Here is a 24,271-nt window from a genome sequence, read left to right as displayed (position 1 = left end):
TAAGCCATTTTGGTTTTTTATAGTTGTACCATTTCGGTTACTTCAACGTCGTAGCCAGCAATAATAGGCTTTAAGTTTGGATTTTGAGAGATCACTTTAAACTTGCTGATTCCTAAATCTTTCAAAATCTGAGTTCCGATTCCGTAATCTCTAAAGTTCGCAGGGATTGTTGGGAATTGCTCTTGTCCGTTTTGGAAATTCAAGAATTGTTGTAATTTTCTAAGTGTCGTCTCTGTATTAGAAACGTTATTAATAAAGACAATAGCACCTTTTCCTTCTTTGTTGATGATGTCTGTAACTTTTTCTAAAAGCGGTTGTTCACCATTGTTAAGACGGCTCAAAACATCAAAGTAAGAACTTGAAGATTGTACTCTAATCAATACAGGTTCGTCTGGTGTCCAACTTCCTTTGGTTAAAGCAAAATGAATTTGCTCCGTTGGTTTTTCCTCAAACGCAAAAAATTTAAAATCGCCGTAATGTGTCTTCACATCGCGCTCTTCGATGCGCTCAACGATGGTTCCTTTTCTTAATCTATAATGGATAAGGTCTTCGATAGATACGATTTTTAGATCATGTTTCTTACTAAATTCAATCAAGTCGGGGATACGCGACATGCTTCCGTCATCGTTCATAATTTCGCAGATAACACCACCTTCTTTAAGACCCGCTAACTTTGTTAAATCAATAGCCGCTTCGGTATGACCAGCTCTTTTTAGCACGCCACCTTCCTTCGCACGCAACGGGAAAATATGTCCTGGACGCATAAGATCGGTTGGTTTGGTAGCAGGATCCATAATGGCTTTGATAGTTTTTGCTCTATCACTAGCAGAAATTCCGGTTGTTGTTCCTTTTCCTAAAAGGTCAACAGATACCGTAAAAGCTGTCTCTTTAGGATCGGTAGAATTGCTTACCATAGAGTGAAGATCAAGCTCATCACAACGTTTTTCGCTAAGAGGCATACAGATAAGACCTCTTGCGTGGATGGTCATAAAGTTGATTGTTTCTGTTGTGATAAGTTCTGCGGCAGCAACAAGGTCGCCTTCATTTTCGCGATTTTCATCATCAACAACAATAATCATTTTACCATTACGCAAATCTTCGATTGCTTCTGAGATTGTATTTAGTTGGAATTTTTCCATTTTTACTTTAGATTTTTTTGTTACGCAAAGATAAGGATATTGAAAGGATTTTTCTTAAATTTATGCTGATAATAGCTGAATTTAATAAGCTTTAAAATTTAAAAAATAAGTTTTCAGCTTGAAAATCAGAGGTTGAAATAAAAAATACTTAAAAGCCTTTTGAAATCAAGAATATTTTATTAAATTTGCAAACCAATTAAAGGGTGCTTTGGCCGAGTGGCTAGGCAGTGGTCTGCAACACCATCTACAGCGGTTCGAATCCGCTAGGCACCTCCAATTAAAAATCGCTTTTACAACTTTGTGAAAGCGATTTTTTTTATATTTAAAGTTGATTGCAATTTACTAAAAATGAACAAGAAAGCTATCGCTTTTTTACTAACGATGACGTTTTTACCATTGACTTGCTTCTTTGGTTATTGGTTTTTTGTGGCTGTAACTGATAAAAGGTCTGGTAAAGAAATTTTTCTGGATATGCGAAAGGATTATTCTGGTGATTTTAAAATTGAAAAAATTTATCATGACAAACGCAATCATAATACAATGACCTTAACAGGGAAAGATAAAAATCAAATCTATACTGTTGAACGCGAGTGGGAAAAAGAATTTAAAATTGGCGACTCGATTGTGAAGAAGAAAGATTCGTTGAGGATTTTTCTTTACCGAAATCAAAAGTTAGACACAATACTTGATTATCGCAACATTTTTATCCGTGAGGATGTTTAGTTATAATCATTTTTAACATTGCGATAACGATTGGCATAATAGACAGCAACAGCACTAAAACCGCAATAGATTGTATTGATAAGATAACCGTAGTTTTTGTTTTTGCCCAGAAAATCACCATTTCCGGACATCGAGATCGCGACACTTCCTAATAAAATCGCTATCCAAAACACCACAAAACATCCAGTATTTCCTTTTAGGTTATCGATGTCTTCCTTTCGACCTCGCAAAAGAACAAGCAAATAATTGGGTAACCACGCTGCAATCGAGAATAGCATCGCTTGGTTATAGCCGATAGCAATCCCAAATCCTAATAAACTCGAAATGGCAACAAAAAATACGAATGCCGCAATTTTGGCTTTTGAAGTTTGTTCGTCTTTTATAATAAATAAAGGAATATTCATCAATAAAAGGAAAAATACAACCCAAAAATTGAAAAAATTATTTTCTTCCCAAAATCTGGTGTTGAACAAATAGATGTTGACAATTCCCCAAACTATAAACAACACAATTTGTAAAATTGCGCCTTTCTCAAGCGGTGCTTTTTGCTTGAGATCGCGTTTTAATTTTGAATTAATTTCCGCAATTTTGGCGTTGATTTCCTTTTGTTTCTTCTTTTCCATTGAGGTCGCTGTTATTTTTCAAGTTTTAAAAGAACAGGAAAATGGTCACTAAAACCACTAAGATATCGTGAGCCAGAATACGTACGCAACGGATGTTTGGAGTTTTTGACTCTTATTTTTTCGTTTTGAAAAATAGAAGCTTCACTTGACGTAAAGTTTAGTTTTTCAAGTAAGTTTTTTGAGTAAAGAATTTGATCAAACAAAAGTCCTTTGCTACCATAATAAGACGAAAATTGATTATTATTAAATAAGTTCTCAAAAGGATTTATAAAAATTCTGTTTCCAAAATTATCTAGCAACAATTCTTTGATTTTTTCACCATTCGGATTTTCATTAAAATCGCCCATAATGATGATGGATTCTTGCTTTTCAATTATTTTTGAAAGGATATTTTTAAAAGCTTCAATGATTTTGTTTCGTAGATTTTTCTTTTCATCCTGAAGTCGCTGCGAAGGAAGATGAAGTACGAAGACGTGAAGATTTTCATTGTTAAATTCGAATTCGGCTTGCAAAATATCGCGCGTGTCCGCAACTAGATTTTCGGAAATGCTAAAACTTAAACTGTAAAAATTTTTAAGTTTTAATTTTTCTTCATCGTAAAACAAAGCAACGCTCAAACCTCGAGAATCATTGGATTTTTTGTAAAGAAACTGATGATTGCGCAAAGGTGAATCTTCTTGTTGTAGATCTTCCAAAACCGAAACGCTGCCAATTTCGGCAAGTCCAATTATTGATGGGATTTGACCAAAATCTTCATTAATCCAATTGAAGACATTTTTTATTTTTCGAAGTTTAAGACCATATTTATAATCGTCCCAATTGTAAAGTCCAGAAATCGATTTTTCGTATTTTATATTTTCTGCAGGAAAAAAATTTTCAACATTGTAAAACATAAATAATTCCGAAAGTGTCGACATATAAGGCGTTTTGAAAAATTTTGCTGAGGTCTAAAGATAAGAAAATTTGGTTTCAATTATGCATGTTTGGTTTTTGACGTTTTGATTTAAAACTAATTTCAACAAAAAAGTCCAACGAAAAACATTGGACTTTATAGCGTTTAGATTTGAAAATTATTCAACAATACTCGGGACTTTCACGTTCTCGTTAGCATCTTTTTCATAATCAATTCCATCGATTTCGAAACCAAAAAGATTGAAGAAATCTTTTCTGTAACCTTCGATGTCACTGATGTCAGCAAGATTTTCTGTTGTTACGGCATTCCATTGTTTAGCAACTTCAGCTTGTACATCATCAGCCATTTCCCAATCATCTATTCTGATGCGGCCTTTCTCATCCAATGGTACAATTCCGTCATTAGTGTAAAGTCGTTCTGAGAATAGTCTTTCCATTTGCTCGATGGTGCCTTCGTGCGTTCCTTTGGCTTTCATCACTTTGTAAAGTAAAGAAATATACAACGGAACCACAGGGATTGCAGAGCTAGATTGTGTTACCAAAGCTTTGTTAACTGACACGTAAGATGTTCCGTTAAGGTCTTTTAATAAATCATTTAGCACCGGAACAGTCGCTTCCAAATCGTTTTTAGCTTGACCAATTGTCCCATTTCTATAAATCGGGAAAGTTAATTCTGGGCCGATATACGAGTAAGCAACAGTTTTGACACCTTCCGCCAATACACCAGCATTTTTAAGATCTTCCATCCAGAATTTCCAATCTTCGCCACCCATTACAGCAATTGTATTGTCGATATCTTCGGCTTTATCAACTGGCTGAATGCTGATGTCTGTTACAGCACCTGTGTGGAAATCTACCGTTTTGTTAGTGAAAGGCTCACCAATTGGTTTAAGAACAGATGCGTAAGCAACACCCGTTTTTGGATGCGTTCTTCGTGGAGATGCCAAACTATAGATTACCAAATCAACTTGTCCTAAGTCTTTTTTGATTAGTTCTATTGTTTCCTTTTTAATCTCGTCAGAGAAAGCGTCACCGTTGATGCTTTTTGCGTAAAGTCCTGCAGCTACTGCTTCTTTTTCGAAAGCGGCAGAATTGTACCAACCTGCTGTTCCCATTTTGCCTTCAGAAGCTGGTTTTTCGAAGAAAACACCGATTGTTGCTGCGCCAGATCCGAACGCCGCTTCTATTCTAGATGATAATCCGAATCCTGTAGAAGCACCGATTACTAAAACTTTCTTAGGTCCATTCTTTAGTTCGCCTTTCGATTTTACATATTCAATTTGGTTTTTTACACTGTGTAACGCGCCATCAGGATGTGCCGTTAGACAAATGAAACCTCTTGTTCTTGGTTGGATAATCATTTTTTAATTTTTTTAACTATGCAAATTAAGCATTTTTTTAGATTAATGCATGACATAATGCTTAGACTTTTACTTTAAGATTTACAATTATCCTTATCTTTAGGTTTAAATTTAAAAAATGAAAATCAAAAATAATTTTGGCGAGCTGGTAGAATTTGATGTTACTAAGCTTGCTTCCTCTCTCAAAAACTCTGGCGCCTCGGTGGAAGATGTTGATAAAATTGTGACACTTATTACCCCGAAATGTTACGAAGGCATCACGACGAAAGAACTTTACAAAATGGCTTTCGAAGCTTTGAAGGGGCTTTCGAGATCGGTTGCTGCTCGTTATAGTTTGAAGAAGGCTTTGTCTGAGCTTGGTCCTGCTGGTTTTTATTTTGAACAATGGATTTCGCGGGTGTTTCAATCTTTAGGTTACCAAACAGAAACGGGACAACACATCAAAGGTCATGCGGTGATGCATGAAGCGGACGTTATCGCAAAAAAAGACGAGAAAACCTATTGGATGGAATGTAAATTCCGGAATACTGATGATGCTAAAATTTCTGTAACAACGCCCATGTATGTCTTATCGAGAATTAAAGATATTTCGGGAATTGATTATAAATTATTCGGGACAACGACACAGTTTACTGATGGATGGTTGGTGACGAATGCTTACTTCACCAGCGATTCGACGACTTTTGGAGAATATTATAATCTAAAAATGTTATCTTGGGATTATCCACAGAATAGAGGATTAAAGAACTTAGTGGACGCTAACGTTTTGTATCCTGTAACTTGTTTAACAACGATTAACGAAGTTGAAAAATCAAAACTGTTGGAAAGTGGGTGCATCTTAGTAAAAGAATTTGTAGAAAATCCAAAATTTTTAAAACTATTAAATTTAAACCCCGAAAAAGAACAACAAATGTTGCAAGAAGCTAAAGAGCTTATGAGTATTAAGATTTCTGAGTAACTCAATATTAAAAAAAAGCCTCAAGACATTTTGAGGCTTTTGGGACTTTATTAAAATTTGATAGCTAAAGGCTTATTTTCCTTTTTGAGGAGGATAATTAGCCATAATTTCGGCAACCACTTCTGGGATTTGTTTTTGTTTAGCTTTTGGAGAATCTACAGAAATGCCGCTTCCGATACCTTGCCAAACCAATTTATTGGTTTTAGCGTCTACCATATCAACAACGATAGTTCCGCTGTTGTAGTTGCTTGTCCATGTTCTGTTCATCCCAACACCGAAGCCCCAAGGCCCGCCATAGCCGTACATGCCATAAGGCGAAGACGACTGTACATCTTGTACTTTTTTGTGAGATGCTTTTACATTGATGATAAGGTCTGGCGTTTGCGATGAGGTCAAACCTTTGCTTTGTACTTGTTTTGAAAGTTCGTTAAGAACACGATCTTTGTCAAGATCGTTTAACTTTAAATCATCCGTGCGGAATAAATACGTTTTATAATCCGTAAAATTTGCCGTTGCAGAATAATCCGATCTTACTTGGAAAGGGCTACAAGATGTTACCAATCCTGCTACTGCTAAGCCTAGAATAAAAAGATATTTTTTCATTGTGGGTCGCTGTTTTTTTTAACATTAGAAAATGTGTCCGTTTTTTTATCATAACCATAAGGACAATGTCTACATCCGTTTTTGCAACAATACCCACGTTTTAGATGGAATTTTGCTGTAAAAACTTTGTAACCTTGCTCGTTATAATAAAAGTCTTCATTTTCTTTGATTTCAATTTTAGGCATAGGTTAAATTGTTTTCAAAAAAATATATCTTTGCTTTATGATTATCGTGATGAGAAGTTTTCTCAAAAGTATGAAAATTTCGGGGATTACTTTGTTTCCGTTTATTATTCTCCAAAGAAAAGAGGATCGGAACAATCGTATTTTGATTAATCATGAGCGGATACACATACGACAACAATTGGAGTTGTTGATCTTGCCGTTTTATTTTTTGTATGTTACAGAATACATTTTACATCTCATTTATTTGAAAAAACCTTACCTCGCTTATCGAGCTATATCTTTTGAGCGAGAAGCTTATGCAAATGAATTTGATTTTAATTATTTGAAAAATAGGAAGTTGTGGTCTTTCGTAAATTATTTTAAATAAGGCTTATTTTAATTGAATAAAAACAAAGACGAAAATTATTTTAGTATTCAAAAAAAATTAAATTTGCACTTTATTTTTTCAAACTATGTCACAAACATCAGGCGGTCATATTGACATCAAGAAGCTATCGTTTTTAGGCGTTATCGTATCATTAGGTATTGTCTTTGGCGATATTGGTACCTCACCATTGTACGTTATGAAAGCCATCATTAATGCAGGGAAATCTGGAGGTTTTATTTCGGAAGAATACATCGAAGGAGCATTGTCTTGTATTATTTGGACAATTACTTTGCAGACAACACTTAAGTATGTCATCATTGCACTGCGAGCTGATAACAAGGGAGAAGGTGGGATACTTTCTCTTTATTCTTTAGTAAAAAGAATTCGTAAAAAATGGCTTTACATCATCGCAATCATTGGTGCAGCAGCCTTGGTGGCGGATAGTATTATTACACCCTCGCTTACCGTGATGTCGGCTATCGAAGGTTTAGAATTGGTTGTTCATGAACCACCTGTTGTGCCTATTACATTGGCTATTTTGTTTATCATATTTATAGTGCAACAATTTGGGACTAGCTTTATTGGTAAATTTTTTGGGCCAGTTATGGTGATTTGGTTTTTAACATTGGGGACTTTAGGTTTTTATCATCTATTGGAAGCACCGTATATTTTAAAAGCTTTTAATCCTATTTATGCAATTAAATTAATATACAATTCGCCGTCGGCTATTGTTATTTTAGGCGCGGTTTTCCTTTGTACAACGGGTGCCGAAGCTTTATATTCGGATCTTGGACACTGCGGAAAAAGCAATATCCGAATTTCTTGGATTTTCGTAAAAGCCATGCTTATTCTTAACTATCTAGGTCAAGGCGCTTGGTTGCTGAATAACTATCACGAAGTATTTAATGGTAAAAATCCTTTCTTCGGAATCATGCCAGACTGGTTTATCCTTCCAGGAGTTATTATCGCAACTTGTGCAGCCATTATTGCCAGCCAATCGGTAATTACAGGAGCGTTTACAATGTTTTCTGAGGCGATGTCTATTAACCTTTGGCCGAATCAACAAATCGATTATCCATCGGGTATTAAAGGACAAATGTACATCCCAAGAATCAACTGGGGCATTTTTATAATGTGTGCAATTATTGTAATGTTCTTCAAAGAGTCAGGTAGGATGGAAGCAGCTTATGGACTTTCCATTACGGTAACGATGTTGATGACTACAATTTTGTTGATTTTCTGGTTCTTCAAAACAAGAACACCGAAAATATGGATTGGTATATTTGCAGTTGTTTATTTAATCATAGAGTTAGGATTTTTTAGTGCAAACATTATTAAATTCTTCGAAGGTGGTTGGATTTCTGTATTGCTAGCTGGCTTTATCGGGATTTGTATGTACGGCTGGTATAACGGTAGAAAAATCAAAACGCAATTTGTCAAGTTTGTGAAGCTTAACAACTATGTGTCAACGATTATGGATATGAAGTTGGACAACACCATTCCCAAATATGCAACCAACTTAGCCTTTTTTAGTCGCGCTCAAAAAGAAGATGAGGTAGAATCAAAAATTATTTATTCTATTATTAAATCTCAACCGAAGCGTGCCGATCATTATTTTATCTTGAGTGTTATCAACCAAGAAGAACCTTATACCTTCAAATATCATCTTGAAGAGATTTTGCCTGGGACAATTTATAAAGTTAACTTCATGCTTGGTTTCAAAATAGATCGAAGAATTAGCGATTATTTTGGACAAGTATTAGATGATATGATGGACGATGGTATGATTCCTTCGAAGAGTAGTTATCCGTCATTGAGAGCACATAACATTCCGCCAGATCTTAAATATGTCATTATTGATAACATCTATATCAACGATTATTTATTAAATATCCGCGATAAGATGATCATGAATATTTATAATTTTGTGAGAAAAATGGGAAGCAGCGACTTCAAAGCCTACGGTGTGGCGTCACACAACGTAGTTGTAGAATCGGCACCATTATTGGAGCAAGGTTATGTACATGACAAAATCAAAAAAGTCTAGGCTTAAGCAAAGGCAGACATTACAAAAATTAATCGTAATTTTGTCCTATCGAATCGATTATGGATACAACACAGAAAGACCTAAACATTACAACTATTAAGGATGTACTAAGACAATATCTACTCGAAAAAGGTTTTAGAAACACGCCAGAACGTTATACTATTTTAGAAGAAATATACAATCTGGATCATCACTTCAATGTTGATGATCTATACCTTATCATGATGCAAAAAAAGTATCATGTTAGCAAAGCAACGATATATAACACGATCGAGATTTTCTTAGATGCTGGACTTATCAGAAAGCACCAATTTGGAGAAAAAACTTTGAGCTCATCATCTTATGAAAAATCATATTTTGATAAGCAGCATGACCATTTGGTGATATATAAAGAAGGTTCTGATAAAGAGATTGAAGAGATTATCGAGTTTTGCGATCCAAGGATCCAAGGTATTAAAGAATCTATCGAACAAGCTTTTGGGGTAAAAATAGATACACATTCACTTTATTTTTATGGCCATAAGAAGTCATAAGGAATGAACAAAACTTTTCTTTTAACTTTTATAATTATCCTTTTTGGATTTATTCGGATAGATGCGCAGACACCTGACAATAGTAATCCGAAAGACCCTTTCTTTGCTCCAAAATCACAGCAAGAACAAGCTTCAAAAGTGCAACACATCCACTCGGACGAGTCGGGTGTAAAGCCAGATCAATATGAAGGTAACTTGGTGTTTTCAGGGAATGTTAAATTTGAACATCAAGGCTCTGTTCTTACTGCCGACAAAGTGGTTTTGTATCAAAAGGAGAACTTCCTAAAAGCCATTGGTAACGTTGTGCTATTAAATGCCGATGGTACCAAAATCACTGCTGAAGAAATGGAATACGATGGTAATACAGAACGCGGTATTGCCCGCAAAAATGTCGTCCTTACCGATCCAAAACAAACCATCAAAACAGAAACACTTTATTACGATCGTGTCCCAAATACTGCTTATTTTAACACTGGCGGAACAATCTCTGATGGTCAAAATATTATGTACACCAAGTCCGCGACTTATTATGTAAATACTAAGGATATTGACTTTATTGGACATTCGACCATTGATGCTAAAGATTACACCATCGAAAGTGATAACATCAAAACCAACCAGACAACACAGATTTCTCAATTTTTAGCAGCGACAACCATTCGTAGTAAAGAAAATCCACGCAACTACGTCTACACCGAATTGGGCGATTATAATGCAAAAACGGGTATTTCGCATCTTAAAAAGAATTCTAGAATTCATTATAACGACAAGATACTTACAGGAGATAATTTAGAATACAATCGTAACACAGGTTTCGGAAAAGGAACAGGAAACGTTACACTTAACGATCCAAAAGAAAACCGTTACATCAAAGGTGGTTATGGCGAAATCTATGAGAAAAAAGACTCTGCGATGATCACGGATAAAGCTTACGCAGTTAAGATTTTCGAGAAAGATTCTTTATACATCGCAGCTGACAGGTTTTTAAGTTTTCAAAAACCCGATTCTACCAAACAGAAGAAAAGCTATTTGCGCGCTTACCGCAAAGTCCGAATTTTCAAAACCAATATGCAAGCCCGCGCCGACTCTTTGTCATACAACGAGACCGATGGCATTTTGCATCTTATGAAAAAACCAATTCTTTGGTCGGGCACGAAGCAAATTACGGGCGAAGAGGTTATGGTTTACATGAATACCACGACGCAAGACATCGACTCCGTTAAGGTTATCGGTAATGCATATGCGATTAGCAAGGCGGATTCGCTTAACATGAAAGACGAGTTCAACCAGATCAAAAGCAAATGGATGGGCATCTATTTTGAGAAAGGGCAAATAAAAAAGGCCGTCGCTGTGGAAAATGCACAATCCATCGCTTATGCCGACGATCAGGACGAAAAAACAAAAGAAGTCAACCGTATTGGCGTTGCTGTTTCGGTGTGTGGCGAGATTATCGCTGACTTTATCGAGAAGCGTGTGGAGACCGTAACTTGCCGTGTTGGTGCGCAGTCCGACATCTATCCGATGAGTTTTATGTCCAAAGAAAAACGCTTTTTCCCAGACTTTAATTGGAACACAAAAGACCGACCGCAAAAGTGGAAAGACATCTTCGAAGATACACCCAATTATCCCGAAACGGTCTATGAGTCCGATAACAGCTTGTACGAAAAAGCTGAAGCCGAACGCCTCAAGCTAGAAGAAAAAAACAAACCCAAAACACCAGTTCGCGAAAAGCGATAAGTTTCAGGAATATAAAATCCAAGCCTGAAAGTCTTCTAAAGGCTTTCAGGCTTTTTACTTTAACTCGAATTTTTATTTGGGCGCCATTTCCGTCTTCAGCTCCCACTCTTTTGCTCGGCATAGCCTCTCGCAAAAGGAGTTCCGCCTACATCGGGGCGCAGATTCGTGTTCCCAGTTAATATTCGAATCCAAAAAACAATATTCTAAAACGATTAAAAGTTATTTATCATTGAAGATTATAAACGAAGGTTTTAATCTTAAACTTTATCTTCGAAATGTGTGACTCTTTTTCACTCTTTTATGTTTAAACATCCAAATAATACAATTTTTCACCTTCGAACAATGGACGAACAAAGGACGAACAAACATCGAAGAAAGGACGAACAAATATTCTTGTAATTCTACACATAGAAAATTCTATTAACATTCTGCTCCCAAGACGCAACCCAACTTCTTTCAAAAGTATATTTTCTATTATCCCTTTTTGAACTCAATGCGAAACCTAAATTCTGCATTTTACTTTAAAATCTTTTGTGGTTAAAAAAACATAATAGAATTAAAACCACAACTTCGTTTTCCATTCCGAAACTAGGTCGTAAATTTGCATCCGAAAGACTTATGATTAAGACTATGGATATCAAAAACAATTTTTTTAAATATCAGGCGCAGACAACGCCTTATGCAGCAGGTTTCGAAGTAGAAAGAGCACAAGGAAGTTACATATACGGTAAAGATGGCAGAGCTTATTTAGATTTCGTGGCGGGCGTTTCGGCTAATACATTGGGACATTCTCATCCCAAAGTTGTAAAGGCTATTAAAGACCAAGCCGACAAATATCTTCATGTAATGGTCTACGGCGAATATGCGCAAGAAGCACCTGTTAAACTTTGTCAACTTTTAGCGGAAGCAACACCAGAACCTTTAGAAGTAACATATCTGGTTAATAGTGGTGCGGAAGCTATCGATGGTGCATTAAAGTTGGCAAAAAGATATACAGGAAGAGAAGAAATCATCGCGTTCAAAAATGCATATCATGGCAATACGCATGGCGCATTGAGCGTGGCAGGTAACGAAGTTCACAAAAGAGAATTCCGTCCTTTGTTACCAATGATCGACTTTATCGAATATGACAACCAATCAGATTTAGAAAAGATAACAGAAAAAACCGCTTGCGTTGTTGTCGAAACCATCCAAGGTGCGGCAGGATTTATAACACCATCCGAAAATTATTTCATTAATTTAAAGAAGCGTTGCGTTGAAGTTGGAGCGCTTTTAATTTTGGATGAAATTCAGCCCGGATTTGGTAGAACTGGAAAATTATTCGCGTTCGAGCATTATGGCATTGTTCCAGATATTTTGGTGATGGGCAAAGGTATGGGCGGTGGCGTTCCTGTTGGGGCGTTTATGAGTTCTCGCGAGATTATGGAAAGTTTATCACACTCACCAAAGTTAGGACATATCACGACGTTTGGCGGAAATCCATTAATTGCGGCGGCTTGTCTCGCAACTTTAGAAGAGGTTTTAGAAAGTGGTTTGATGACTTTAACAGATGAAAAGGAGCAACTTTACAGAACATTGCTTGTTCATCCACAGATAAAAAAAGTAAATGGTAAAGGCTTGATGTTGGCAGTAGATTTAGGAACGCCAGATTTTACACTTGCTGTAGCCAAACGTTGTATGGAAAAAGGTTTGATAGTTTTCTGGCAATTGTATCGCAATGAGTTTTTAAGAATTTCGCCACCATTGACGATTTCTAATGAAGAAATCACGAAAGGATGCCAAATAATTTTGGAAGCTATCGATGAGGTTTTAGAATTAGATAAAAACTATTAAATCAAAGTTTTACAGAATTAAAGAATAGATGACAAAAAACATATTTTTTTGTCATTTTTTTTATATTTCAGTAACATAAAGCATTTGCAAATAAGAAATTAATTTATATATTGCGCCCTGATTATAAATACGATTTATGGCAAAAACGAAAGTTCATTACGAATATAATATGCACTGTCTATCAGAGATATTGTACGAGTATTTAGCAAGTGCGGAAGGTCTGTCAGAATGGTTTGCCGATGAAGTGGTTGAGCGAGGAGATGATTTTTATTTTAGCTGGGGTGGTGGACCTGCAGAAAAAGCAACATTAATCCGTTACAAGCCGGAGAGTTTTGTTCGTTTTCGTTGGGAAGAAGACGAAGGGACAAAATATTTCTTCGAGTTGACTATTGTTATCGACGAGCTTACTGAAGATTTGTCACTTAATATTACAGATTTCTGCGACGATGGCGACGAGGAAGAGAATCGTCTATACTGGGAAAACCTCGTAGAAAACCTTAAAATAAAATTAGGAGCAGCCTAACAAACTTATTATATAATGGACGATTTTTATCGTTCATTGTTTTTTTATTATGATGCAAAAGTTAGAATATATAGAAGACAATCTACAGACTGTTAACCGCGCTTTTCTTTTTGGAGATGCGGTTTGGGTGTCATTTTTTGTTCGAAATTCGGAGTTGATAATGTCAGAAGAATCTTATTTCTTTTTGATGGCGTCGATGCGAAAAATGCGTTTCAATATTCCGTTGTCTTACACCTTGGAGTTTTTTCAGGCGCTATTTAAAAAAGAAGTTTTACAAAAAGACGTTCAGAATGCGATTATTAACCTGATGGTGTATCGTCAACAAGATAATACTGACGATCTTCCAAAAGCGACAACATCTTTCTATTTCGAGGTTAAAAGAATGGCAGATCCTTTGTCTATCCAATCGTCAATAGAGTTGGATATGATTAAAGAAATCAATGTCAATTCAAATTTGTTGAGCAACATTCGTGTGCATTCTCCAGAGAATATCTATGCAAGCATCTACGCAAAAGACAATGATTTGGACGATTTGATTTTATTAAATCCGAACAAACGTATTGCGAGAAGCATTTACGGGAATCTTTTATTTTTACAAGGTAATACGATTAAAGTTCCGAAGCAGACCGAAGGCGCTTATATTTCACCATTGATGGAGAATTTTGTAACTTTCGTTCATAAAAACAAATTGGCAGAAATCGAAGAAGCTGAAGTTATCGCTTTCGAATCTCAAAAATCGGATGAGATTATCAGGATTTCGGATGAAAAAGGAATACACACCGTTTCAAAAATTAGAAATAAAACTTTTGAATCCACAAGATTTACAGAAATGCTAGAAGCTTGGAAAGCGAGTTTCTAGAAATTAATACACAAAAAAATGCTTCTGATCATTCGGAAGCATTTTTTATTTGTTCTAAAATCTCAATTACTTTTGCGAAACAAACTTTAAGATTTTTTCAGCAGTTTCAGTTTGACCTTTTTCGCTGCTGTAGTAGTTTCTGTCGTCTTCATTTGAGATAAAACCCAATTCTAGTAACAATGCTGGCGATGTGCTTTCTCTTAAAATATGAAGATTAAGATGTTTAGTTAAGCAGTTATCAAAAGAAGTAGCTAGTTGGCTTGCTATATTTTTAGAATTTTCGTTGTCTTGATAATAGATTTCTGCACCTTTTTTATCAGTGTTTTTTAAAGCCTTATTCATGTGAAGAGAGATCAATAAATCTGGTTTCACTTTGTTGGCATAGCCAGAACGATCAGCTAGACTTGGATAACTGTCGCCATCACGTGTCAATAAAATTTCGATGTTTTCATCTTTGTTAAGTTCTTTAATCTTCTTAGCGATGTTGAGAACAATGTCTTTTTCTTGAAGGTCATTGTGCGTTGCGCCGTTGTCAGTTCCGCCGTGTCCAGCATCAATAATAATTATTTTTTTGTTTAATCCTGTAAAAGATAATCCAATTAATAGTGCGGCTGCGATTGTTAATGTTAAAAGTTTTCTCATATTAATTTATTTAGAAACAAATATGCAGATTAGAATCCGAATCGGCTTGTTAACTTCTTGTAAAAATTGTTAAACTATGTGAAAGGCGCAATAAGGATGGAAGCGGCATCCTTTTGTTATGGTGATTGAGCGCAGTGAAATCATCATAACAAAAGATACAGCGGACAGCCTGACCCGAGTTGTGGGATAAGCTAGGCGAGGGGATTGCCATAAAAAAAGACTAGCTTATGGTGCTAATCTTTTAATATTCCAGTCGAGTTCGTTTTCTAAGTTGTAGATTATTCTGTCGTGAAGTCGATTAGGGCGACCTTGCCAAAATTCGATTTCATAAGGTTTTGCAAGATATCCACCCCAATTTTCTGGTCTTGGAATTTCCTTACCGTCCAATTCTTTTTCTAGATTGTGAAGTTTATTTTCTAAATATTCACGGTTCGGAATTTCCTGACTTTGCGGCGAAACCAAAGCGCCGATTTGACTTCCTCTTGGTCGCGAATGAAAGTAACCGTCACTAAGATTTGGAGCAATTTTTTCGAGATTGGCTTTAATGATAATTTGACGTTCCAAGCTTGGCCAAAAGAAATGCAAACAAGCCTTGTGTGTCGCTTCTATCGCTTGACCTTTGCGACTACCGTAATTGGTGTAAAATATAAAGCCATTTTCGTTGTAAGCCTTTAACAGAACCATTCTTGTACGTGGACAACCGTCTGCCTCAACAGTTGAAATTGCCATTGCGTTGGCTTCTACCACCAAAGGATTTTCTTCGGCATCCAAATACCAATCACGGAATTGCTCAATAGGATTATCGCGGATTTGGTCTTCTGTAAGTTCTGCTTTCTCGTAAGATTTTCTGTGTTGATGGAGGTCTTCCATAATCGAATTATTAATATTTGAATAGCAATTGATTCAAAAATTATTGCTAAAAAATTATATTTTACTTAGTTTTGAGTTATGAATAACTCTTACAAAGGTAAACTTTTAATCTCAACGCCTGACGCATCGGGTGATATATTTTCGCGCTCTGTGGTGTTGCTACTCGAGCATGACATGCATGGTGCGTTTGGACTTATCCTCAACAAAAAGAACAAGTTGATGAGTGATAAGCTAAATGAGATTTTTGGTTTTGAAGTGGAAGTCTATGATGGTGGACCTGTGGAGCGTGACCGTATTTTCTTTATTATTAAAGGAAAACCTGTGACTGAAGATTTTAGTTCTATCGGTGATGATTTTTATGTAACCGAAGATATCCAAAAAGTGGTTGCTGCAATTGTTGAAGACGATTTGGAAGTTAATCAAATGAAAGTATTTGCAGGATATTCGGGTTGGGGTGGTATGCAATTAGAAACCGAAATCAAAAATAAATACTGGACAGTGGTTGATGTCTATAACCTTGACTATACTTTCCCGAATGATAAAGGTCTTTGGCGCGATATTATGCAAAATCTTGGTGGCGATTTCCTAATTTTCGCAAACTCTCCAGATGATGTCACCATGAATTAATTTTTTGAATTATTTAAAAATAAGTTCGATACTGCCAGATTGATGGTAGAAGAATCCGTCGTCGTCATATTCTACATCGGCTAAACCGCGGATAACATCATACACCATATTTTGTAAAACACCATCGCCAATTCCGTGGATGATTATCATACGTTTTAGCTTGTGTTTTCGACAAAACTCGATGGATTCTAGAAGCTTTTCTCTCTGAATCATCAGTCGTTCAAAAGATTCGTAATCGTGCGGGTTTTTGACAAGATTTTCGAAATGTAAATCAATGCGAAATGCTTCCTTCTTATGCTTTTTGGAAACTGGTTTCGTATTTTCCTTTTTTACAGAAACTTTGATGTCATCATAAAGACTTTTGTCTAAAAGCAAGACTTTATCTTTTGGAAAGAAATAAACAAAGCCAAATTCGTCTTTGACATCATAACCATTAGGTTTAACCGATGTTATGTGCCCACGAAGATCGTCGTCCAAAATACTTACTGCGTCTCCGATTTTCATTTTTGTCCGAGTTCTATTATTTCTAAATCTTTGATTTCTTTTCCGATAATTGAGAAGCGCATCATCGTGCGGACTTTGTGCCAACCTTGTTTGCCACAAGCGCCTGGATTAAGATGCAACAATTTATTTTTCTCATCGTACATCGCTTTCAAAATATGCGAATGTCCAGAAATGAATAATTGCGGTTGTTCTTCAGCAATATGTTTCTTAGCAAGTGGCGTGTATTTATTAGGATAACCACCAATGTGGATCATTAGGACTTTCACATCTTCACACATAAAGCTATTAACTTCTGGAAAGATTGTTCGGATTTTGGTTTCGTCGATGTTGCCGTAGACGCCTCGAAGTGGTTTTAGTTTTTCGAGTTCTTCGATGACTTGCATACTTCCAAAGTCGCCAGCATGCCAAACTTCGTCCACGTCTTTGGCGTAAGATATAATCCGATCATCGATGTAAGAGTGACTGTCAGAAAGCAACAAAATCCTTTTCATACAGCAAAGGTCTTATTTTTTCCTGAGTTTTGAAAATGGATCTTTTTCGATATTTTAAATAAGCAGAAATGTGTGTAATAAAAAGGCTTTCGGGGTTCTGAACCCTGAAAGCCTTCTTGTCTTGTACCACGAATTTTGCGTTAGGGATGGAAGCGGCATCCTTTGGGGTTGGAGTGAGGCGGCGGAGCGTAGCGTAGCCGTCCGAGCGACAAGCCTAAAGATAGAGCGGACAGCCCGACTTTTTTGCGATGGCTAAAGATTGGGCAAAAAAGGAACGCCCAAAAAGTTAAGGTTAATTGAAAAAAAATCAGGAAATTTGCACCCGATGCGATACTTTATAGAATTTGCTTACGATGGCGCACCCTACTTTGGTTATCAGGTACAACCCAACCAAATTTCGGTACAAGAAACTTTGGAAAAAGCGTTGTCAACATTGTTGCGAGAGCCGATAAAAACAACAGGTGCGGGCAGAACGGATACTGGCGTGCACGCAAAAAAAATATTTGCACATTTTGATTTTGAAGGAGAATTGATGGACAATCTTGTACATCGACTTAATAGTTTTTTGCCTGAAAGCATCGCTATTAAAAGGATTTTTGAGGTTGCAAGTGATGCGCACGCAAGGTTTAGTGCGACCTACAGAACTTACAATTACTTTATATCGACGGAAAAAGATCCGTTTACAAAAGATTTGGCATGGCAGCTTTGGCGCAAAAAATTAGATGTTGACGCAATGAATGAAGCTTGCAAAATCCTTTTTGAATATTCGGATTTTACGAGTTTTGCGAAATTACATACCGATAACAAAACCAATATTTGTAAAATCTATCAAGCGAATTGGGAACAAAACGGAAGTTTGTTGAAATTTACGGTTTCGGCAGATCGTTTTCTACGAAATATGGTGCGGGCGATTGTTGGGACAATGATAGAAGTTGGCGATGGGAAGTTGAAGCCCGAAGATATGCATCGCGTGATAACTGAGCAACATCGCAATTCGGCGGGGACATCGGCACCTGCGCACGGATTATTTTTGGTAGATGTTGGCTATGATTTTTTAGATTAAAGAATGGAAAAACAAAATACTTGGCAGATTGTCAAACGACTTTTTATGATCGGGATGAAGTTTCGGTCATGGTTTATTTTGACATTGATAATCTCCATTTTGCTATCGTTGGTGTCGACTTATCGTCCATACCTAACGATGGAAATTGTCGACAATGATATTACACGCCTCAAGGATACAAGCTTGATGATGAAGCATGTCTACATCCTAATCGGATTGGTGATTGCAGAAATGTTGCTTAATTTTTTCTTGGTTTATTTTTCAAATTTTATATCGCAGAATGTTATCAGAGATATTCGTGAGAGATTATACAATAAACTGATTTATTTCAAAACTTCTTTCTTTGACAAAACGGCTTTGGGACAGTTGGTAACGCGCGCTGTTGGCGATGTCGAAACAATTGCCGTGGTCTACACAGACGGCTTTTTGATGGTTTTTGGCGATATTCTTAGACTGGTTTTTGTGCTGGTTATGATGTTCCAAGTCAATGTGGAATTAAGTTACATTTCGTTAGTAATATTGCCGTTGATGGTTGTTATCACAAGGTTTTTCCAAAAGCGATTAAAGAAAGCATTTGGTGACGAAAGAAGTTGGACAGCGATCCAGAATAGTTTTGTACAAGAGCGACTTTCGGGGATGTCGATTATTCAGGTTTTTAATCGTCAGGAAGCGGAGTTTAAGAAATTTGATGATATTAATATTCAACTGAAAGCAGCTTTATTGAGGACGGTTTTTATCTTCTCCTTATTCTTTCCGGTTGTTGAATTAATTTCGTCCTTGTTTATCGGATTTATTCTTTTTTATGGCGGTTTTATCGAGGTTAAAGCTGGGGTTATTATCGCATTTATTCAGTTTATCAATATGTTGATTCGTCCGTTGAGACAGATTGCGGACCGCTTTAATAACATCCAACGAGGTTTGGTTGGTGCAGAACGTGTGCTAGGCGTGATGGACGAGACCAATGCAATGCCGAATGATGGTAAAATTATTAAACACGAATTCGCTGGACAAATTGAATTTAAAAATGTTCATTTCTCTTATGATGAAAAACAAGAGGTTTTAAAAGGGATAAGTTTTAAAGTTAATCCTGGCGAAACCGTTGCTATTGTTGGCGCGACTGGCGCGGGAAAATCCACGATTATTAGTTTGCTAACGCGTTTGTACGATATTAATTCTGGTGAGATTTTACTAGATGATATCGAAATCCGAGATTACGAACTATACAATCTTAGAAGTCATATTGGTGTGGTGTTGCAAGATGTGTTTTTGTTTCACGGTTCTATTTTTGAAAACTTGACGTTGGGCGACGAAAGCATTACTTTGGAACAGATAAAAAAAGTGGCAAAAGATATTGAAGTCCACGATTTTATCGAAAGTCTTCCTGGTGGATACGATTATGTGGTGAGCGAAAGAGGTTCTTCAATTTCGTTAGGACAACGTCAGCTTTTATCGTTTTTGAGAGCTTATTTATCAGATCCTAAACTTTTAATTCTTGATGAAGCGACATCTTCGATCGACCACGAAAGTGAAAAATTAATACAACGCGCCACCGAAAAAATTACGCAAAACAGAACTTCAATTATCATCGCACACAGACTTTCAACCATTGAAAAAGCGGACAAAATTATCGTTATGGAGAAAGGTAAAATCGTTGAAGAAGGCAAGCATGACCAACTTCTTGCGCTTAATGGCTACTATGCTTTGTTGTATAACAATCAATCGCGCGACTCGGAAGGTGTTGAGGAAATTTAGAATCTATTAAATTATTACAAAATAAAAAAAGCGACTTCTCTCGAAATCGCTTTTTTCTTTATAAAAACTGAAGTTTATTTTTTCTTTTCTTTAAGTTCTTCTTTGTCTTTGTCAGAAGGATTCCAGACTTTAACTTCTGCATTTTTATCAATACCAGAAAGGATCTGAACCTTCACGCCATCACTTGCGCCAAGTTTAACATAGACTCTTTTGAAGCTTCCGTTTGGCTGTTTTACTTCAACAAAAGATTTGTCAACATTGTTTACTTTTTCATATTGAATCAAAGATTCGTCAAGTAACAAAGCATTTTTTTGACTGCTCAATACAACTTCACCATTCGCACTAAAACCAGCACGGATGTATTCGTTAGTTTTGTTGTAAACATCGCCTTCTACAGCAAATTTTATCGTACCAGTTTCTTCCTTACCTTTTGGTGCAATCAGCGTCAATTTACCAGGAAAAGTCTTGTTTTGAAGTGCGCCGATGACGATATTCATGTCCATACCTTCTTTTAGTTTTCCGGCTTGTGCTTCATCAATTGTCCCTTGGAAGATTAATGATCCCAAATCTGCAATCGAACAAATTGTTGTCCCAGGGTTAAAAGCATTGGCTTCGATAACTTGGCTACCAACTTTCACAGGAATTTCTAAAACTGTTCCCGCAGCTTTTGCACGAATCTGCGTTGTTGCCATACCTTGCAATTCTGGTGTAGCTCCAGTTTTTACAATTTGTAATCTTTTTTGAGCCGCATTCAGTTGTTGATTTGCGATTTTTTGTTGCTGAACTGTGGATTCATATTGTTGTTGCGCCGTGATATATTCTTGTTTAGAAATCACACCTTGCTTAAACAATTTATCTTGCATCGCAAATTGTTTTTGCTGATTCGATACGTTGATTTGGGCATTTTTAACCTGAATTTGTGCGTTGTTAATATCTTGCATGGCACCATTAACATCAGACACTGTTGGGATAATTCTCAATGTTGCTAAAAGCTGACCAGCAACCACTTTGTCGCCTTCTTCAACTTCGATTGCAGTGATAATTCCCGACATATTGGGTTTAATCTCGATTTCTTCGCGCGGTACAATTTTACCCGTCGCCATCACTTTATCTTCAAGCGTCGATATAGATGGTTTTCTGGTTAAGAAAAGCTCTTTTTCTGAAGAATTCGATTTAATAAGATAGCTAACGCCCATCGCCAAAGCTGCTAAGACAATAAGTCCAAATAGGATGTAAAGAATCTTTTTGATGTTGAACTTCTTTTTCATTATAGTAGTTTATTTATTTAAAAATTATTCAGTTCTTAAGGCTTCGATTGGTCGTATTTTAACAGCGCGTTGTGCAGGAATCATCCCAATTAACAAGCCTAAAACCAACATAATCGCTAATGCCGAAAATACATTGCTGTAATCAACCGTTGGATTATAAAATGGGAAAGTGTCATTGTTTTTCGTGGCTAAATCGAGTCCCATCAGTAGAAAAATTCCGAACAGAAATCCGATAAGTCCCGATGATAAGGTGATGACAACACTTTCTAATAAAATTTGGTTACGGACTTCGCTTGGTTTTGCACCTAGCGCTCGACGAATTCCAATTTCTTTAGTTCGTTCTTTAACGGTAATTAAAAGGATATTTGAAATCGCAATAACCCCCGCCAAAATCGTCAAAGTTCCGACAACGATGGTCAAAAATTGCATTCCAGTTAAGAAGCCTGTCAACTTTTTGAAAGCTTCACCAAGGTTAAAGCTTCCGTAAGCATTGGTATCTTCTGGTGAAGCGTGATATTCTTTTTTAAGCTCGTCTTTAGCTAGATTTTCAACGATTTTTACATCAGCATCAGGTTTACTAACAATGGCAAAAAAGTCGACAACATCGCCTGCATTGTACATTTTGTTATACGTGCTAAACGGGATATAGGCTGATTGATCACTTTCTAACGGGCCACCAGATTTACCAACACGGAAAACGCCAATCACCGTAAAAAACATACCTTTGATGTTAACCGATTTCCCGATTGGGCTTTCATTTTTTTGAGCATCAAAAAAGTTTTTATAAATCTCTTCACCAATTACCGCAACATTTTTGCTGCTCGACACATCGGCATCGTTGATGTATCGTCCGAAAAGTAATTTTTTCTGCGAGATTAAATTCCCTACAGGAAAGTCACCAGTCAATACATAAGTTGCCGACTTGCCATTTCTAGAGATTTGCTCGGGTGGATTTCCAAAATTTCCACGGGCACTTTGCGGTGAAATATAATCGATTTCTGTGATTTTTGATTTTAAAAGTTCAATGTCTTTAAGGTGAAGTTTCATCGTTCTACCTTTCGGAAAACCATCGAACGGAATGGTAGTGTTCTGCGCCCAAAGGAAAATAGAATTGGTAGCAAATCCCGCAAAAGCTTTGTTAAAACCGTTTTCCATACCTTTTGCAGCACCCAAAAGACTGACGTACAAAAACATGCCCCAACCTACGCCAATCATGGTGAGGAATGTCCGAAGTTTATTATTACTCAAAGAATAATAAATCTCCTGCCATGTATCTAAACTGAATAAAATTTTCATTCTGTGGTCGAAGCTTTTTGTTTTTATTATTAAATTTTAAATGCCAGTCTCATGAGATATTACATTTAAAAATTCGATTTTATTTTTATTTAAAAAAAAAATTATTCTGCTCTTAGAGCTTCAATAGGTTTAATCTTAGAAGCTCGATATGCAGGGATAAATCCGGCAATTGCACCTGCAAAAATCAAACAGAAAAATGCAGTAGATATTAATCCCAAACCGACAGATGGATCGGTGATGAAATAATCTTCCAAACTATCGCCGATTAATTTTAATGTTAAAACACCAACGCCAACGCCTATCAATCCCGAAATTACCGTAATCACAATACTTTCTTGAAGAATAAGAGCCACAATCCCTGCTGGTTTGGCGCCAATCGCTTTTCGGATTCCGATTTCTTTAGTACGTTCTTTAACGATGTACACCATGATGTTGCTAATGCCGATAATTCCTGCTAAAAGTGTCCCAAGCCCTATGAATCCTACAACCGCCGAGATAACGAACATAAACATAAAAGATTCTTGATTGTTTTTAGCATTGTTTCTCACAACCACCGCTTGCTTGTCATTAGGCGAAATGCTATGACGCTCTTTTATTTTTTTCTCAATTTCGTCACCGTATTTTATGGCTTGATCAGGAGACATTTTTTGATCATAGGATAACATGATGGTACTCAAACTGTCAGATCCTTTTTTCATCTGTTGCAAAGTCGAAAGCGGTACAACTACATGACGCTCGTCCCAGTCGCCACCTGCGTCAGAAAAGACACCAACAACGCGAAACATCGTCCCATTAATCTGAATCATTTTCCCGATTGGGCTTCCATCTTTGATAAGGTCACGCTGAACCATTCGCCCGATGGATGTTACATAAGCTTTGCGATCGATATCCATTGGTGTTATGTAACGACCTTCCATCATATTTCGGTTTTCCAAAAATTTTTCATCAGGATTAACACCTTGTATTTGATAAGTTCCACTTTCGCGACCGTATTTTACCATCCAATTGGCAGTGTAGCGAGGCGACGCATATTCGCTTCTACCTTTTGAATTTTTCTCGATATCGTCAAAATCTTTATTGTCAAGTGTAATTGTCCTGTTAGATTGTAATCCAGCGTAAGCTTCTGAGGTACGACCCGTAAAAACCATGATAAGATTAGCCGCATCTCTTGTAAAAGCCTGTGCAAAAGAGTTGTTAAGCCCATTACCAATACCGAAAAGAACAATGAAAATAAATAATCCCAAAGCTACAGTAAAGCCAGAAAGCACCGTCCGTAACACATTAGCACGAATGGAACTAAATATCTCCTGCCAACGGTCTATGTCAAACATATTACTTTAGTTATTTAATTTTAA

The 24,271-nt window shown here is 36.6% G+C and carries 25 protein-coding genes and 1 tRNA gene; 12 read left to right on the top strand and 14 right to left on the bottom strand.

Annotated features, from left to right (window positions below):
• Positions 1–17: 17 nt before the first annotated feature.
• A complete protein-coding gene (gene ribB, locus AC23MB_RS08170; protein ID WP_487786965.1) occupies positions 18–1,139 on the bottom strand; it encodes a 3,4-dihydroxy-2-butanone-4-phosphate synthase in 1,122 nt (373 codons plus the stop codon).
• A gap of 202 nt (positions 1,140–1,341) precedes the next feature.
• Between ribB and AC23MB_RS08165 the strand changes: the two genes are divergently transcribed.
• Both AC23MB_RS08165 and AC23MB_RS08160 read left to right on the top strand, forming a co-directional pair.
• A tRNA-Cys gene (locus AC23MB_RS08165) sits at positions 1,342–1,415 on the top strand.
• A 72-nt stretch (positions 1,416–1,487) separates the two neighbouring features.
• Complete coding sequence (locus AC23MB_RS08160; RefSeq protein ID WP_487786964.1) at positions 1,488–1,862, top strand: hypothetical protein; 375 nt, start codon at positions 1,488–1,490, stop codon at positions 1,860–1,862.
• Here AC23MB_RS08160 and AC23MB_RS08155 read toward each other — a convergent pair.
• The 3 genes from AC23MB_RS08155 to fabV all read right to left on the bottom strand — a co-directional run bounded on the left by AC23MB_RS08155 (position 1,859) and on the right by fabV (position 4,758).
• A complete protein-coding gene (locus AC23MB_RS08155; protein WP_487786963.1) occupies positions 1,859–2,485 on the bottom strand; it encodes a hypothetical protein in 627 nt (208 codons plus the stop codon). The two genes, AC23MB_RS08160 and AC23MB_RS08155, sit on opposite strands and share 4 nt — an antisense overlap.
• Positions 2,486–2,496: 11 nt before the next feature.
• Positions 2,497–3,402, bottom strand: coding sequence for an endonuclease/exonuclease/phosphatase family protein (locus AC23MB_RS08150; RefSeq protein ID WP_487786962.1), 906 nt, complete (start codon positions 3,400–3,402; stop codon positions 2,497–2,499).
• Positions 3,403–3,555: 153 nt separating this feature from the next.
• Positions 3,556–4,758 carry an enoyl-ACP reductase FabV gene (gene fabV / locus AC23MB_RS08145; RefSeq protein WP_487786961.1) on the bottom strand — a complete coding sequence of 401 codons (1,203 nt, stop codon included), beginning with the start codon at positions 4,756–4,758 and terminating at the stop codon, positions 3,556–3,558.
• Between the two features lie 118 nt (positions 4,759–4,876).
• Here fabV and AC23MB_RS08140 point away from each other — a divergent pair, with 118 nt between their 5' ends.
• Complete coding sequence (locus tag AC23MB_RS08140) at positions 4,877–5,716, top strand: restriction endonuclease (protein ID WP_409506583.1); 840 nt, start codon at positions 4,877–4,879, stop codon at positions 5,714–5,716.
• 72 nt (positions 5,717–5,788) lie between these two features.
• Here AC23MB_RS08140 and AC23MB_RS08135 read toward each other — a convergent pair whose 3' ends face one another.
• A complete protein-coding gene (locus tag AC23MB_RS08135; RefSeq protein ID WP_487786960.1) occupies positions 5,789–6,319 on the bottom strand; it encodes a DUF4136 domain-containing protein in 531 nt (176 codons plus the stop codon).
• Positions 6,316–6,504 (bottom strand): DUF5522 domain-containing protein, encoded by a 189-nt coding sequence (locus tag AC23MB_RS08130; RefSeq protein ID WP_409506585.1) that lies wholly within the window; start codon positions 6,502–6,504, stop codon positions 6,316–6,318. The genes AC23MB_RS08135 and AC23MB_RS08130 overlap by 4 nt, the downstream gene beginning before the upstream one ends.
• Positions 6,505–6,956: 452 nt before the next feature.
• Between AC23MB_RS08130 and AC23MB_RS08125 the strand changes: the two genes are divergently transcribed.
• From AC23MB_RS08125 to AC23MB_RS08115, 3 genes are read left to right on the top strand one after another with little or no spacing between them, the layout of a single operon-like run.
• Positions 6,957–8,918 carry a KUP/HAK/KT family potassium transporter gene (locus tag AC23MB_RS08125; RefSeq protein ID WP_487786959.1) on the top strand — a complete coding sequence of 654 codons (1,962 nt, stop codon included), beginning with the start codon at positions 6,957–6,959 and terminating at the stop codon, positions 8,916–8,918.
• Between the two features lie 59 nt (positions 8,919–8,977).
• Positions 8,978–9,451, top strand: coding sequence for a Fur family transcriptional regulator (locus AC23MB_RS08120; RefSeq protein WP_312322668.1), 474 nt, complete (start codon positions 8,978–8,980; stop codon positions 9,449–9,451).
• A 3-nt stretch (positions 9,452–9,454) separates the two neighbouring features.
• Positions 9,455–11,188, top strand: coding sequence for an OstA-like protein (locus tag AC23MB_RS08115; protein ID WP_487786958.1), 1,734 nt, complete (start codon positions 9,455–9,457; stop codon positions 11,186–11,188).
• A 304-nt stretch (positions 11,189–11,492) separates the two neighbouring features.
• On the opposite strand, the gene AC23MB_RS08110 is transcribed toward AC23MB_RS08115, so the two are convergent.
• Positions 11,493–11,648: a hypothetical protein gene (locus AC23MB_RS08110; RefSeq protein ID WP_313028251.1), complete on the bottom strand. Its 156-nt coding sequence runs from the start codon at positions 11,646–11,648 to the stop codon at positions 11,493–11,495.
• A gap of 176 nt (positions 11,649–11,824) precedes the next feature.
• Between AC23MB_RS08110 and AC23MB_RS08105 the strand changes: the two genes are divergently transcribed.
• From AC23MB_RS08105 to AC23MB_RS08095, 3 genes are all read left to right on the top strand, one after another.
• On the top strand, positions 11,825–13,021 hold the full coding sequence (locus AC23MB_RS08105) for an aspartate aminotransferase family protein (protein ID WP_487786974.1): 1,197 nt from the start codon (positions 11,825–11,827) through the stop codon (positions 13,019–13,021).
• A 136-nt stretch (positions 13,022–13,157) separates the two neighbouring features.
• Positions 13,158–13,544 (top strand): START-like domain-containing protein, encoded by a 387-nt coding sequence (locus AC23MB_RS08100; protein WP_079668351.1) that lies wholly within the window; start codon positions 13,158–13,160, stop codon positions 13,542–13,544.
• 52 nt (positions 13,545–13,596) lie between these two features.
• Positions 13,597–14,403, top strand: coding sequence for an aminotransferase class IV (locus AC23MB_RS08095; RefSeq protein ID WP_487786973.1), 807 nt, complete (start codon positions 13,597–13,599; stop codon positions 14,401–14,403).
• 66 nt (positions 14,404–14,469) lie between these two features.
• On the opposite strand, the gene AC23MB_RS08090 is transcribed toward AC23MB_RS08095, so the two are convergent.
• A complete protein-coding gene (locus tag AC23MB_RS08090) occupies positions 14,470–15,045 on the bottom strand; it encodes an N-acetylmuramoyl-L-alanine amidase family protein (RefSeq protein WP_312323644.1) in 576 nt (191 codons plus the stop codon).
• Between the two features lie 225 nt (positions 15,046–15,270).
• Positions 15,271–15,915 (bottom strand): pyridoxamine 5'-phosphate oxidase, encoded by a 645-nt coding sequence (gene pdxH / locus AC23MB_RS08085; protein WP_312323643.1) that lies wholly within the window; start codon positions 15,913–15,915, stop codon positions 15,271–15,273.
• Between the two features lie 78 nt (positions 15,916–15,993).
• Here pdxH and AC23MB_RS08080 point away from each other — a divergent pair, with 78 nt between their 5' ends.
• Positions 15,994–16,542: a YqgE/AlgH family protein gene (locus AC23MB_RS08080; RefSeq protein WP_312323642.1), complete on the top strand. Its 549-nt coding sequence runs from the start codon at positions 15,994–15,996 to the stop codon at positions 16,540–16,542.
• 9 nt (positions 16,543–16,551) lie between these two features.
• Here the strand turns inward: AC23MB_RS08080 and AC23MB_RS08075 are convergent, their stop codons facing one another.
• Complete coding sequence (locus tag AC23MB_RS08075; RefSeq protein WP_487786957.1) at positions 16,552–17,046, bottom strand: Smr/MutS family protein; 495 nt, start codon at positions 17,044–17,046, stop codon at positions 16,552–16,554.
• On the bottom strand, positions 17,043–17,537 hold the full coding sequence (locus tag AC23MB_RS08070; RefSeq protein WP_487786956.1) for a metallophosphoesterase family protein: 495 nt from the start codon (positions 17,535–17,537) through the stop codon (positions 17,043–17,045). Before AC23MB_RS08070 ends, AC23MB_RS08075 begins: the two co-directional genes overlap by 4 nt.
• A gap of 325 nt (positions 17,538–17,862) precedes the next feature.
• Between AC23MB_RS08070 and truA the strand changes: the two genes are divergently transcribed.
• Positions 17,863–18,600: a tRNA pseudouridine(38-40) synthase TruA gene (gene truA, locus AC23MB_RS08065; protein WP_487786955.1), complete on the top strand. Its 738-nt coding sequence runs from the start codon at positions 17,863–17,865 to the stop codon at positions 18,598–18,600.
• A gap of 3 nt (positions 18,601–18,603) precedes the next feature.
• Positions 18,604–20,352 (top strand): ABC transporter ATP-binding protein, encoded by a 1,749-nt coding sequence (locus tag AC23MB_RS08060; protein WP_487786954.1) that lies wholly within the window; start codon positions 18,604–18,606, stop codon positions 20,350–20,352.
• 74 nt (positions 20,353–20,426) lie between these two features.
• Here AC23MB_RS08060 and AC23MB_RS08055 read toward each other — a convergent pair whose 3' ends face one another.
• From AC23MB_RS08055 to AC23MB_RS08045, 3 genes are all read right to left on the bottom strand, one after another.
• Positions 20,427–21,620, bottom strand: a complete 1,194-nt coding sequence (locus AC23MB_RS08055) for an efflux RND transporter periplasmic adaptor subunit (protein ID WP_312323127.1) — start codon at positions 21,618–21,620, stop codon at positions 20,427–20,429.
• 24 nt (positions 21,621–21,644) lie between these two features.
• On the bottom strand, positions 21,645–22,916 hold the full coding sequence (locus tag AC23MB_RS08050) for an ABC transporter permease (RefSeq protein WP_312323125.1): 1,272 nt from the start codon (positions 22,914–22,916) through the stop codon (positions 21,645–21,647).
• A 101-nt stretch (positions 22,917–23,017) separates the two neighbouring features.
• Complete coding sequence (locus AC23MB_RS08045) at positions 23,018–24,247, bottom strand: ABC transporter permease (protein WP_487786953.1); 1,230 nt, start codon at positions 24,245–24,247, stop codon at positions 23,018–23,020.
• Positions 24,248–24,271 lie beyond the last annotated feature (24 nt).

The organism is Soonwooa sp. T0.1_25 (assembly GCF_057652215.1).
The sequence above is the reverse complement of the archived record's forward strand: the minus strand, read 5'-3'. Positions and strand labels throughout refer to the sequence as shown.